Source organism: Tautonia rosea (assembly GCF_012958305.1).
GTDB lineage: Bacteria > Planctomycetota > Planctomycetia > Isosphaerales > Isosphaeraceae > Tautonia > Tautonia rosea.
In genome coordinates, this window is record NZ_JABBYO010000017.1 from 72,018 (window position 1) to 85,906 (window position 13,889).

The 13,889-nt window shown below is 64.4% G+C and carries 6 protein-coding genes; 2 read left to right on the forward strand and 4 right to left on the reverse strand.

What is annotated here, in order from left to right; genetic code table 11:
• Window positions 1–106: 106 nt before the first annotated feature.
• On the reverse strand, window positions 107–826 hold the full coding sequence (locus HG800_RS23065; protein WP_169979996.1) for an adenylate kinase family protein: 720 nt from the start codon (window positions 824–826) through the stop codon (window positions 107–109).
• Between the two features lie 170 nt (window positions 827–996).
• On the opposite strand from HG800_RS23065, the gene HG800_RS23070 reads away from it, so the two are divergent.
• On the forward strand, window positions 997–1,638 hold the full coding sequence (locus HG800_RS23070; protein WP_169980072.1) for a histidine phosphatase family protein: 642 nt from the start codon (window positions 997–999) through the stop codon (window positions 1,636–1,638).
• Between the two features lie 63 nt (window positions 1,639–1,701).
• On the opposite strand, the gene HG800_RS23075 is transcribed toward HG800_RS23070, so the two are convergent.
• The 3 genes from HG800_RS23075 to HG800_RS23085 form a co-directional block, all read right to left on the reverse strand.
• Window positions 1,702–2,769, reverse strand: a complete 1,068-nt coding sequence (locus tag HG800_RS23075) for a hypothetical protein (RefSeq protein WP_169979998.1) — start codon at window positions 2,767–2,769, stop codon at window positions 1,702–1,704.
• Window positions 2,770–2,868: 99 nt separating this feature from the next.
• Window positions 2,869–4,134, reverse strand: a complete 1,266-nt coding sequence (locus HG800_RS23080) for a M28 family metallopeptidase (protein WP_169980000.1) — start codon at window positions 4,132–4,134, stop codon at window positions 2,869–2,871.
• 87 nt (window positions 4,135–4,221) lie between these two features.
• Window positions 4,222–12,309 (reverse strand): MG2 domain-containing protein, encoded by an 8,088-nt coding sequence (locus HG800_RS23085; protein ID WP_169980002.1) that lies wholly within the window; start codon window positions 12,307–12,309, stop codon window positions 4,222–4,224.
• Window positions 12,310–12,662: 353 nt separating this feature from the next.
• On the opposite strand from HG800_RS23085, the gene HG800_RS23090 reads away from it, so the two are divergent.
• Complete coding sequence (locus HG800_RS23090; RefSeq protein ID WP_169980004.1) at window positions 12,663–13,706, forward strand: alpha/beta hydrolase family protein; 1,044 nt, start codon at window positions 12,663–12,665, stop codon at window positions 13,704–13,706.
• Window positions 13,707–13,889: the final 183 nt, after the last annotated feature.

Here is a 13,889-nt window from a genome sequence, read left to right on the forward strand (position 1 = left end):
GCGCGGCAGTCCCTCGGCGCGGTGGAGTGGATTCAAGTCGTTCCGGGACGATCCGGGGCGGTCGCGGCGAGCAATTCGGGCTCGCCGCGCAGGGGAACCCAGAGGGCTAACCGACCGTCGAAGGGGTTCTATCCGCATCGGTCGCGTCGGTCAAGTCGGATCGCTGACCGTTTGCGGGGCTCTGCTCGACGGGGGCTCCCACATCGAGGGGGGTGGAGAACTGGCGGATCTTCTCCATTTCGCAGAGGCGCTGGATGATGTCCATGTGGACCTTCAGGGGCGACTGCGAGGCGTTGATCTCATAAATGATCGACGGGTTGTAGAACTGAAGGGTCTTGAAGGTCTCATCGTGGTAGACCTGCAGGCGGCGTTTGACGACCTCTTCGTTGATGTCGTCGAGCCGATTTTCGCGGAGCGCGCGGGCAGCAAGGCGGTCCTTAGCCTTCTCGATGTCGGAGATCATCAGGTGGAAGATCTGGATGACATCGAGGACGTCGTCGAGCATTCCTGCCTGCTCAAAGTTGCGCGGCAGGCCATCGAGCACCAGCGTGGTGCAGCCGGGAGTCACCTCGTCCTGGAGCATGAGAATCTGGAGGTGACGTTTCCAGATGCGGATGGTCAAATCGTCTGGTACGAGTAAGCCTCGCGTCGTGTACGAGACGACTTCTCGCCCCAGATCGCCGTGCTTGGGGAGTTTCCGAAACAGGTCGCCGCTGGAAATGTGCACCACTCCCGGCAGGTGGCCGAGCACAACACCCTGCGTCCCTTTGCCGCTGCCCGGCATACCGAAGAGGAGAATGGTCCGAAACTTGTCGGGCAGGGCCATGAGACGACCTCACGCAATCGGGAACGTGGCAAGGGGTCGGCAAGCGTTCTGTGTCACGAACCCGACGAACACTCCGGCCGATTGTTTGGGATGAGGCCGTCGTCGGACGCTTTGCCAAACCGAGACTTTACCTGAAAGTTTACACCATTTGACCGAGAAACCCAACCGTGATGACCGCCGGCTCCTCCTCGTCCAATCCCACGCGAATCTTGCTCCTTCGCCACGCAAAGACCGCCGCACCGGATCGCTTTCACGGGGCTGAATCCGATATCGGCCTCGGTGTCGAAGGGCATCAGCAGGCCCTGGCCGCCGCTGAAGCGCTCGCCCGGCTTCGGCCCGAGGCGGTTTACAGCTCGGGCATGAGGCGAGCGCGCGAAACCGCGGAACCGATCGCCCGATCGTGCGGAGTCGAGCCGGGAATCCTTCCCGAACTCCACGAGCGCCGGATGGGATCGATGTCAAACGCAACGATTGCCGAGGTCCGTGCCGAGGTCGATCACTTCATTCGTCGCTGGGGGGAAGGGGATCTCGATGCCGCCCACCCCGGAGGCGAATCGTACCGAGCCATGCGCGATCGGGTCGTGCCGCCGTTCTCGATCCTGGCCCATCGTCATCGGGGCGAAACAATCGTCGTCGTGCTTCATGGCGTGGTGATTCGCGTGCTGATCACCTCGTTGATGGAATCGTTTTCCCCGGCCGATTACCACCGGATCGCCATTCGACATGTTGCCGTGAACGACCTCCGCTACGACGACCAGGGGTGGACCCTCGTCGGGACAGACCATGATCCCGCAGCCCTTGTGCTTCGCTGACCCACCGCGCCGTCCGTGGCACGGTGAGACGTGTTGACCCCTCAAGGCACAACGGCCCAAAGGTCATTTCGAACCGGCCTTGTCGATGTCGTCCCAGCTCAGGTTCGAGAACAGTTCCTTGGCCGAGTCGCCGACCAGCTTACTGCTCTCGACCAGGGGCTTCGTGGCCACGTCGGGCGCTGCGCCCTGAGCAACGGGAATGGAAGTTAGCATGGCATCGAACTGCCGATAAATCTCTTTCTGACGATCCGTCTTGGCACGGCCGAAACGCAAATTATAGGCGTGCATAAACCCGACCAGGTCCGCCATCGTTCCTTGCTCATACGACTGAATCATCCGATAGACAGCACCTCCCTGGGGGTCTTCGAGCAGCCGGATCATTCCGGCGAGGGTACGGAGGAACTGATCGGCGTCATCGGCCCCGACCACGGGAAAACCGTTCTGTTCGCTCTTGATCATGATGCGCAGCTCACTCAGGGCGTCGTCAAGTTCCGATCGGGTCGAGTCGGAGATCGAGCCGTTCAGGTCTTCGGCCAGTGCAGCGGTGATGGCCTTCGAGAAGGTCTCTCGCGGTTTCTCGAACTCGGTTTCTCGGAGAAGAGGCGGCCAGCCGTCTTCCTGGGTGAGGATGGCCAGGCACGCGGTAATCGGTTCCGAGGCATTTTCGAACGGAATGTCGCGCAGAACATCGGCACCAAGCGGAATGGCCGCCAGGGCATCATGCGTGCCGTCGGTTGGGAAATCAAGGATCTGATCAATCGTTTGATTAAGCAGAATGCCGGCCTCGACCAGCCCTTCTCGGTTCACGATGGCGGTTTCCACGGCCTGGCGGTCGCGTGCCTGGGCATCTCGAATTTCCTTGGCCTTGCGTGCTTCGGAGATCGTCTGGTTCCATTTGGCATAGGCCTCGGCCCGAAGCTTGCTGGCCTCGGCCGCCTTGACCTGATAATCCGCCTGAGCCCGCATGTAGTAGCCGCTGCCGCGAAGGTAATCGGCTCCGGGATCTCGCCCTCCCGTGCCGAAACCGCCCCAACCTCCTCGCATGAAGGGTCCGGGATAAAGTTGGGCCGAAGCGGTGGCGGAGCAAACCGCCACGAGCATCAACGCAAGAAAGCCACGCAGAATGGGCATGATCGCTCTCCCCTGAATCACGCCTGAATAATCTGGACACGCCATTCCAACATGGAATGATCCCGCTTGTTATCCTACGACACAAGCGGCAACGCGTGGTCATCCTTCTTCGTCGGATCGAACGACTGCCAGCGCGGGAGAATCTCCAGAACGTCGAAGCCGATCGGCCCAGCTCAGGGCGAGATGCGTGGCAAGTCGCGCAGATCGAATCAACGAATCACGATCAATCAAATGAATCCCGTCGTGCGGGGTATGAAGAACCGCGGAGGTGCCCACCACATCTCCGAGCAGGCTGACGGTGTCGAGCCCCGCGGCGGCGAACGGTTCGTGGTCCATCCCTGCGCCGAGAATGCGAAACCGGGCGGTGGGAATGGACTGGGACTCGGCCACGGCTTCGGCCAGGCTGACGGCGCCTGGCGATCCGGCAAGCCAGACTCGGGAGCCGGCCCCCAGACTTTCGAGGTTGATCAGAAGGGTTGGGCGTTCGCGAAGCCACCACTCATGCCGCAGGAGGAAGGCTCGGGCGCCGTCGAGGCCGACCTCCTCGGCCCCCGTGGCCAGAAAGACGACTTCGACCGGGGCGTCGTCCCGGGCATCCCACACCCGGGCCAGTTCCAGCAAGACGGCAAGGCCCGATCCGTTATCGAGCGCACCGGGACTCCGATTGCCGGACGCGTTACACATCAAGGCAATCAGGCAACCGTTCATCACCGTGCCCAACACGGCAAACGGCCAGAACCCGACCACGTGCCCCAGGACCATCTTCGCAAGCGTCAAGCCGACCAGAATCACACAACCCACCGTCACCGACACCACCAATGCCACCCGCAAACCAGTCGGCAAGCGCTGTGATTTTGAATCGTAGTGCGCGAGAAAGACGACCCGAGCGGGAGCGGCTTCGGCATCGTCAGCCGTCGTTGGCCAGGTAACGAGATTGTCGGACCAGACCCGAGCCCGAAAGCGATCAGCCAGGGATCGGGTGACGATCCAGGGAGCATTGACGAGGTATCCGGCCCCCAGCGCGCACAGTGCCGAGAGGAAAGGCCAGCTCGCCGCCAGGATCACGCCGATTGTGACCAGGACACTCGCGCCGAGAAAGGCGAGCAGACTGCCAACCCTTCGGGCGGTCGTGCCGACCGGGAACCGCTCTCGGACGACTGGGCGGCCGGATCGGGTCAACGCTCGCTCGACCAGACGAGCGGCCAGCCGCTCGCCGGGTGTTCCGACCGCTCGGGGAAATGCGAGCCGATGGATCAGCCGAAGGGCACGATCGGGATCGAAGGGGCGAGCCGTCGGCCAGGCCACTGCGTTGCAATCGCGAGCGAAAACCGACCTCAATCGTTCGGCATTTTGATCAGGGTTCATGAACAATCATGCCATGTCGATCCGACCCAGGCAAATCTGGGTCGGATCGCCATGGCACATCGCAAATCTCCGAACGAACTCTCCCGATCAGTACGCTTTATCCACCTGCACGCCCTTCCCTCCGCCTTCCTGGAATCGCTGTTCAAGGCGTTCCATTTGACGAAGCTGATTCGAGCGATTTTGCAAGCGAAGGTTTTCTTCGAGCGACGCCTCGGCCGGCTCCATCGGTTCGGGAGCCTGGACCGGACTCTCGGGAGGACCGACGAGCGCTTCACCTCGGAAGAAGGCGTATTGATCGCCGTTGCGGCGGGCGACGGCCGTCACCTGGCCGCGGACACCTTCGGCCACGAAGACGCCGCGCAGGTCGGTTTCTCCGCTGAAAAACCGTTCATTACCCGATCCGATCACGCGAACCTGCACGCCTGGCAGGAATTCGCCGGTCTCCGCAAGCCGAACGGTCACGCGAACGCGACCGGCCCCCCGTTCTTCCAGTACATCCAGCTCCAGCGGGCTGACCAGCGCGATCCCCGAGGCATAGCGATCATCTCCTCGGATCATGACCAGATATGCCCCCTCCGATTCGACGGGCAAGGCAATGTCGGTCGATCGCGCATCGAAGTCGATTCCTTCAGAGAGGGGCACCGTCGTCTCGACGAGAGGAGTGATCCCCGCCAGGTCGATCCCGGCAATCCCATCGAGGCTGCGACGCGTCAGATAGAGCCGCATCAGGTCGACCGGGTAGACCGTCACAGCCGCCTCCTTGATATTGCGCGAGCGGAGCGATACGGACGGCTCGTCCGCCGGGTTGTCGTCCTCGTCGAGGAAGGCTCGGACGACTCCATCGCCACCGGCGGCGACCTCGGGAGCAACCGCAGGATGAATCTCGGTGACCTCGGGGAGTTCCAGCTCCTCTCGGGTCAGTTGCCGGATGGCTCCGGCCGCGTCGGTGAAGCGGTCGGCAACCTGTTCGTAGAAGGAGACAGCCTTTGCGGCGTCGCGACGGGCGTGGAAGATCTGGCCGAGGATGTAAATCGCCTGCCACTTGTTCGGGCTCGGGATCTCGGCCCCGCGGTCATCTCGATAGGTGGCGGCGGCAATCGTCTCGGCCACGGCAATGGCGCGGTCGTACTGACCAAGACGGAAGCGGCCAAGGGCCTCAGAGTAGCGGAAGCTATCGAGATAGGTGCTTTCCTGGAAGCGATCGGCGTACCGCTCGGCCAGCGTCACCACGGTTTCATGATCGTTCAGGTCAAGATACGTGTTGACCAGGGCCAGGCTCGCCTCGTCGGCCATCGGGCTATCAGGGGACTGAGCGAGGAAGGTTCGCACCAGCCGAATTGACTGCAAGAGCAACTGCGGCGGGGCCACCTCGGCATCGAGCAGGGTCTTCCGGAGGCTCGGGTCCTCCATCGCCTGACTCGCGAGCCCGGCCAGCACCTGAGAGAGCGCGAAGAAATCACTCTCGATGGACGCGGTTTTCGGAGAGGTTCGCCAGAGGTCGAGCAAGTACGCGACGGATTCGAGCGGACGATCACGTTGGCGAAGCACCTCGCCCACGCGGGCGTCTTCGAGGTAGCTCGCCTCGGCGGTGGCCCGCCAGACGAGATAGGCTCGTTCCGGCTCGCCGATCGCGGCATAAGAGCGGCCGACGGCGGCGATCTCTGAGAACGGGATCACGATCTCGGGGGCCTTTTCGCGGAGGATCTCGAAGAACTGGACGATCGGCCGGGGTTGATCGAGCCGAATGTGTGCGGTCAGGAGCATCCGGGCGGCCTGTCGGGCGATGTCGTCGCGGAGGGTGTATCCGGACCAGAGTGCCCCCAGGGCCTCGGCTGCCTCGGCGAATCGATCGTCTTCGAACAGGGCCGAGCCCCTGGCGAACAGTTCATCCGGGGTCGGTCGGTAGGGATCGGTCGACGACCGGCCGGGTTCCAGCACGGTCAGATTCGTCGGCTCGCCCAGGTGGGCACGACCGGGGTCGTAGGCGCTCCGGATCGAAGGGGGCAGGGCACGGAAGGTCCCCGAAAGGTTGCCGAAGACATCATACGTGGTCGTCCCCGGATACTGGTCGGGGGCGAAGAAGAGGGTGAGCAGTCCGTCGTTCACCTCATAATGCGAGGCACTGGTCTGGATCGAGTCCTCGACCAGCATCACGCCGGAGGGCAGGGGCTCCTCGATCACGAGGAACTCGCGCTCCCAGGTCGGCTGGCCCGATCGGATGTACCGGCTGGCCGACAGTTCCACACGAGCCCGACCGCCGAGGGCCACCTGAGAGACCTCGTTCCGGAAGGTCTGCGGGTTGACCGCCACCGAGAAACCGGTGGGCAGCGGCTTGCCTTCGAACTCCGGCGCCGCGGCCAGGACCACGCGGCGATCGATCACAAAGGAACGATTGCGCTTGTCTTGATCCGGACCGAACTCGCGGGTGAATCCGGTGAGCGTGACGGCGTAGCCGAACGTCCCCCGACCCTCCAGGTTGAAGCGGACTCGGTTGCGAGCGGCGGGATCGATCGCCTTGCGAGGCACGCGGATCGCCTGGCCTTCAGAGCGTCCGGAGACTTCAATGCGGTGGACTTCCTCGTCATTGACCGTAATCACCAGTCGATAATTGTCCCCCGCAGCGTCGGCCTCGGCGAAGACGCGGCCCAAGGCGGCGATTGCCGAGCCCTTTGCCTTGGGCGGGTTCCAGCCGAAGCCGACCCGATGGGCGAGGAGCCAGGCGGCGGCCTGGTCCACCTCGGGGGTGGTCGGCCGCACCCGAGCATACGCCAGGGTGGCCAGGGCCGTCACCTCGGTCGTTGTCTGGAAGAAGGGATGGCGGGTGTCGGCCTCCCAGTAGCGTTGCAAGGGAGCACCGGGTTCGGGAGCGGTGGTTTTCGATCGGGGTCCAAGCACCCCGAGCACCTCGGCGGCGAGGCTCGACCGATCGAGATTCGCAAACGTCAACGCAAGGAACGCCAGCGCACTGTTTGAAAGATCCTGGCGATCGCGGTTCAGGCGGTTCGCCTGTTCGAATCCGGCGCGGCCTCGGGTGCTGAGGGCGTGGAGCAGGGCGGCCCGGGTGTCGCGGTCGCCCGCATCGAGCTGGGCGAATTGCTGCTCCAGCCATCCGACCGCCCGATCGGCCACCGAGCGATCGCTGAGCAATCCCAGCGACTCGGCCATTGAGAGTGACCAAAGGACCGATGCTGATGTGAGTTGATCGCTCGCGCCCGGCGATTCCGGCCGCGACGGCACCCACGGCCAGCCGCCGTCATCGTTTTGCAGGCCCACCAGCTCGGCCACAAGCCCTCGAATGCGATCGGTCAGACGAGCGGCCTCGGGGGCGTCGGCCCCGCCCACCTTGCGGAGGTACACTAGGGCCTCGGTCGCGGCCAGGAGATCCGACGCCCGATCGGCCATCGAGTTCGACGGCGGCAGACAAATGCGCGCCAGGTCGCGGTCGATCCCGCCCGATCGGAACCAGAACTGCTGGCCCAGGGCCACTTCAATCAGCATGCGCTGAATCGACGGCGAGAGCGTGATGAGCATCTCGGGAGCGTCGTAGCGTCGTCCCTTCGGCAATTCGAGGAAGACGGTGGCATCGTCTCGGCTCGATCCCGAGGCCGAGGCAATCGCCTGCACGCCCCAGGGACGGACCGGGACGTTGGTCCGGATCTCGTCGGCCTTGTCGCCCGCACGAGCGGTGAGGGTCAGCTCGATCGAGGTCGCGTCAGGAATCGGGATCGGATCGAAAAGGACCTCGGTCACGCCGTCGCTGTCCACCTCAATCGTCTTCGGATCCTCGCGATCCTGGCCGGTCGCATACGACCCCAGGCGAAGCTCGACCCGTCCCTTCACCCCGGTGTGATGCACCCGCGCGAGGAACCGGGGCTGGTCCCCTTCCGTCAAGATGCTCGGCACGCTCAGCTCGACGAAGAAATCCTGGGCGACCTGGACGTCGGCGGTCGTCTGCCCCGCAAGTGTGTCGGCGCCGGTGACTCCACGAGCCGAGAACTCGTAGCGCGAAAGGGCCGTCGGCGCCGTCAGGGTGACGCGGGCCGTGCCGTCGTCGCCGGTCACGATGCTCGGGTTCCAGTAGGCCGTCTCGACAAACTGCTGACGAGTGACAGGCGCCTCCGTATCGAAACGCCCCCCACCACGACGATCAGCAAACTCCTGACCGAGGTATCCCAACTTGGGCCGGGCAGGAGCCGCTCCTCGCATCCGACGACCCAGGGCCACCCCTTCATCGTCCACCATGGGAGCCGCCGCATCCGCCGCAATCATTCCGAAGGGTTCGGCGGCAAGCTCGGGCAAGGCAGGAGCCGCACTCGGTGCGGCAAACAGGCCATCCGGACCTGGCATGCCTGGCATGCCTCCCATACCTCCACCCATGCCCATCATTTGACCTGCCTGGGCGCGGACGGCTTCGGACTCCTGTGACATCAGGACGGTCAGATCCTCTCGCTGTTGTTCTTCGAGCAGGGCATCGGCGATCGGCTCGGTCGGAGGGGCGTAGCGGAAGGTGTTGGTCGCCTCGGTCGCAAAGGCGCCGGTGCGAATCTGATCATAGAAGAATGGGCCGATTGGCGGATGCGGATCGTCGAACATGCGCAGGAGGGCTCGATCGACGAGCGCGAGCGACAACTCGGCCTTCACCGGATTGCCAAGCTGGTCGGTCGCGGTCAGAACGACCTCGAAGTCCTCCCCCGGTCCGACACGCTCCTTCGCCGGTTCGATCGTCACCCGGAGATCCCGTTGCAGGGTGATCTCGGCCTGAGCCGTGTAAAACGCCGAATCGGCCATCCGGGCCGCGGCCAGGGTGACGTTCGGGAACTGAGCGTCGCTCGCATCCCAGGAGACGACGTTCTCACCATCGTTCAGGGTGACGATGCGATAGTCGAGAATGCGATCGGCCTCCCAGGTCACGATCGCGGGCCCAGTGCCCGATCGGTTATGGAGATTTACCTCGGCCTGCTCACCCACCTTGAAGGCGAGGCGATCGGCCAGGATGCGGAGCTTCTCGGCGTCCTCGGAGCCGGAGATCGTCACCACTCGCTCCGCGACAATCGGGTTGCCGAAGCGGTCGGTTCCCGAGGCCCGAAGGACGTACGAACCTCCTTCGGAATCGTTGATGACCAGATCGACCGACGCCGTCCCGGTGGCGTCATCGGTTTCGAAGGATTTGGTCTCCACCTGACGCTCGGCGATCACCCCACGTTCACCCACCCGTTTCAGAATGGCCAGTTCCAAGGCCTCCTTGGTTGGCTCGCCAAGGGCGTCGATCGTGCGGGCGGTCAGGCGGAACGCCTCCCCGTCAAGATAGACATCGCGAGGCGTGGACAGGTCGATTCGGAAGCCTCGCACGGCCAGCATGGCCGATCCGGAAACAGCCACCCCTTCCTCAGGCAGGCGGCCGATGATCATCAACGGCTGTTCCTCACCGAATCCGGTCGTCTCGAACACAAATTCATATTCGCCGTTGTCATCGGTTTCTCCCGAGAGCGTGCGACCGTCGGGTAGCTCCACCAGGATCGATCGCCCCGCCAAGGGGGTGCCGTACTGGTAGCGAGCAATCGCCTTCCCCTCGACCGTCTCGCCGCGAAAGTAGACCGATCGCGGCAGGTCGATGGTGAGATCGACCTTGCGGAGCTGGTATGCCTGAACCTGAAACGCCCCGGAAAAACTGCTCTTGCCCGGCTGTTCCAGCCGAATCTGATACGATCCGACCGGGGCTGACGAATCAATCGGGATCGACTCATGGAAAGTGCCGAAGTCGGAGAGCGCGACCTCCTTCTCGATGATCCGACGCCCTCGGCTGTCGATCACCTCCAGGCGATACGTCGCCCCCGGCACATGATCATACTGGCCTTCCTTCACCTCGCGGACCACCCCGCGCAGCTCGACCTGCTGGCCTGGCCGGTAGGCAGGGCGGTCGGTGTAGAGGAACGCCCTCGGGCTCAGGCCGCGCGCCACTTGCTGCGGCACGCCCAGGCCGGTCCCGGCCACGTGCGGGCCGTCGATCACGAGGTACGACAGGGGAGCGCCCGGGTCCCTCGGCTGCGGCCAGTCGGCCAGGACCACGCCGTCGTCTCCCGTCGTCTCCTCGACGATCACTTGGCCTCCTTGCGACACCAGGACGCGAGCCCCTGGGCGTCCCGACCCCTTGACCATATCCTGCACGAAGACGAGCATTTGGTCACGCGAGGTTTTGACGATCGCATCCAGATCGCTGCCGATCACCAGGGTCGTCGCCTGGAGCTTCTCCTCGTCGCTCACCTTGATGACGTGAACGCCCGGAACCTCAAGCGTGTTTAACGCAAACTCATGCTTGATCGGCGCATACTTGGTGAACTCGGGAACCTCGACCGTCCACTCGGCATCCGGCGCAACCAGCCCCACATCAAGCGATTCGACCCCCTTCAAGGCGTGCTTCTTGCGGAAGTACGACTCGGGGTTCAGGGTGAACGATCGGAAGGTCAGTGTTTCGATATTCCGGGTCGTGATCTCCAGGATCGGCACCTCGCCCGATCGAAACGTACGCGGGGTGACGACCGTCAGCTCGGTCGATTCCATGATGACGATACGCTGCGTCGCCCGTGACTGCCAGGGTTCGACCGCCACGCGCTTGTAGCGGTCGATAGCCTGCTCGGGCTGTCGCCGCTCCACTTCCAGCACCTCGCCGATGCGAAACTGGGCGTGGCCGCTCGGCTCGGTGCCGGGGAACTTGCCGATCAGCGTCTCCCACGCGGCAATCGCCTCATCGAACCGTTCTTGCTGGGCGAAGCTCTCGCCAATCTGGAACAACAGCTCCGGCACTCTTGGATCCAGCGGATATTGAGTGACGAACTGCCGGAACGAGGACCGAGCATCGTCAAATTGTTCCTTGCGTAAGTGATCGTTGGCGATCATGAGTTGCGTGTTGACGATCTCGCGCTGAGCGTCGGCCGATTGCGGACCATCGGGATACTGGGCCAGGTAGCCCCGGAAGGCGTCGATCGCCTCGGCGAAGCGTTCCTGCTGACGAAGAACCTGGGCCACCTGAAAGGCGACGGTCATCCGAAGCTCGGCCAGGTCTTCGCGGGCGGCGTCGGTCGTCACGCGGAACGACTCCTCGGCGAGGAAGGCGCGGAAGGCATCGAGCGCCCGCTGGCTCTGGCCGCGGAATTGAGCCGAGGTCCCGATCCAGGCCGCGGCCTTCACGGCCTGCTCGTGTTCGGGAAAGGCGTCGAGATAGCGACGCAGGGCGGCAATGCCCAGGTCGAGGCTCGTGTCGTCGGGCGGCTGAGGAATGCCGTAGGTCCGGGCGATCTGGAAGAGGGCGTCGGCCCTCACGTCCTTCGCGGGATCGACGTTCTCAAGGTCGCGGGCCAGGTCGGTCCAGGTCAATCGGGCCGGAAGCGCCTGGCCGAGGGCAAGCTGAGACTCCCCGAGATGGAACCTCGCCTGAGGCCGATCCGCTCCTTCCTCGAACGAGGCGATGTAATCCTGAAATTCGTCCACGGCTCGGCCGTGGTTTCCGCTTTGCTGGCTGGCCAAGCCCATCCGGAAGCGAATCCTGGCGCGAAGCTCGTCTCCTTTCGCCAGCGATCGGGCCTGGTCGAGCAGGGCGTGCGCGGCCTCGGGATCGGGTGTGGCAGAGGGTTGCTCGGGCTCCAGGAGGCGATCAGCGAAGGCCACATACACGCCGGCCAGACTGTCTTTGCGCGCCGGGTCGAGCAAGGTCTCGACCTGGGCGCGGGCCAGGGCCTCGGCCTGTTCGGGACGATCGGCGGCCAGCTCGGTCGCGGCCAGCTCAGAGCGGAGCTTGACCGACCATCGGCCGTCGGGGTCGGCATCGAGGGCGGCGGTCAAGACGTCCCTGGCCTGATCCGGCTGCTTGCCCAGGCGCAGCGCCACGCCTCGAATCCAGGCGGCATAGGCGCGGCGGTCGGCGTCGGCCTCGTCGCCCGATCCCCATGCGTCGAGCAGGGCGGCGGCCTCGACATACTGCCCGTCTTGCAGGCGATCGACGATTGTGCCGGGCAGGTCGGGGGCGATCGGCTCAATCACCTGCCGGGCGTCCGGCACCCGGAGCGGCGCAACGTCGGAAGCGTCCTTCGAGTCTTCCCCTCCCTGTTGCGCGAAGACGGCAATGGCCCCCGACAGCACCAGGGCCATCGAGACGGTGGCTCGGCCGTGCCAGTTCCTCATGGCAGACGCTCCTTTGGTAATTCGCCTTTTGTGTTCGCGATTCCTCATCGCAGCTCGTCGATCGACCGCGCCGGGCGGGACCGGCACCCCGGAGACGTGGCCTTCAGTGTACCACGCCCCTTGATCCGATAACGCTTGACCTCGGAGATGTCTTAGAGATCCCCCCAACTTCCTTGGCCGCCAGACGTTTGCCACCCTCTCCCTCAACTCGGGGGAGAGGGCCGGGGACTGGCCGTTGCCTCGCACTCCTCCAGACCGTACAACAAGGGCGATGATCTGGCCGAGGTCTGAGCGACATGTCGACGACCTGAACGGCCCCGGCCTGAGCCAAGCATTTCCGGAGCCGCACCACGATGTACCGTCAGCCCGATTCTTCGCTCAAGGCCCCGACCTACGACGACCACACCGACCTGACCGTGGTGATCGACGGTGAGGGGGAATCTCATCCCATCGCCTCGCCGAGCGATTGGGACGTCAGACGGGCGCACATCCTGTTTCACCTTCAGGAGGTGATGGGGACGCTCCCCGGCGGCGAACGCCGGGTCCCCCTGGCCCCCGAGTACGGCGAATCGGTGTCCGAGGACGGCTATACGCGCATTCACGTCACCTATGCCAGCGAGCCGGGCGACCGCGTGCCGGCCTGGCTCTCGATTCCCGACGGCGACCCTCCCGAGGGGGGCTTCCCGGCCATGATTTGCCTGCACCAGACGGTGCGGTCGGGCAAGGACGAGCCGGTCGGAGTCGACGCCCGTCCCAATCGCTCGTCGGCCAAGGAGCTGGCCGAGCGGGGCTACGTCGTCCTGACCCCTGACTATCCGAACTTCGGCGAATACACGGTCGATCCCTACGCCCTTGGCTACGCCAGTGCCTCGATGAAGGGGATCTGGAACCACATGCGCGGCATCGACCTGTTGGCCAGCCGTCCCGAGGTCGCTCCTAACCGCATCGGCGCCATCGGCCACTCGCTCGGCGGGCACAACTCGATCTTCCTGGCCGTCTTCGACGACCGCGTGAAGGCAATCGTCTCCTCCTGCGGCTACAACAGCTTCCCGTATTATTACGAGGGGAAGATCGCCGGCTGGTCGCACAAGGGGTACATGCCCCGGATCGTCTCGAAGTTCGGGACGGATCCGGCGCGGATGCCGTTTGATTTTCCCGAACTCATCGGGGCTCTGGCTCCCCGGCCGTTCTTCTCGAATTCCCCGCTGCGGGATGCAAACTTCGAGGTCGAGGGGGTTCGCGTCTGCATCGCCGCGGCGACGCCGATTTACCGCTTGCTGGGGGCTCCCGATCACCTCGTCGTCGAGTATCCGGACGACGAGCACGACTTCCCGCCCGACGTCCGGGAACGGTCGTACCAGTTCCTCGACCATCACCTGGGCAATTCCCGCGCGTGATCGCATGAGCACGCGAAGGGGGTCAAACGTCTTGACAGAGGACCGCTCGCGGACCATAGTCAGTTGCAACGTTTCGCATGATGCGCCACCGGGCGGGAACTTCCCGCCTGTCGCCGGATCGGGGCCGGAGTGCCCCGAGTGGCGAATCCGGGCCTGCCCAGGAGGGGCCCGGGGGCCTTGCTC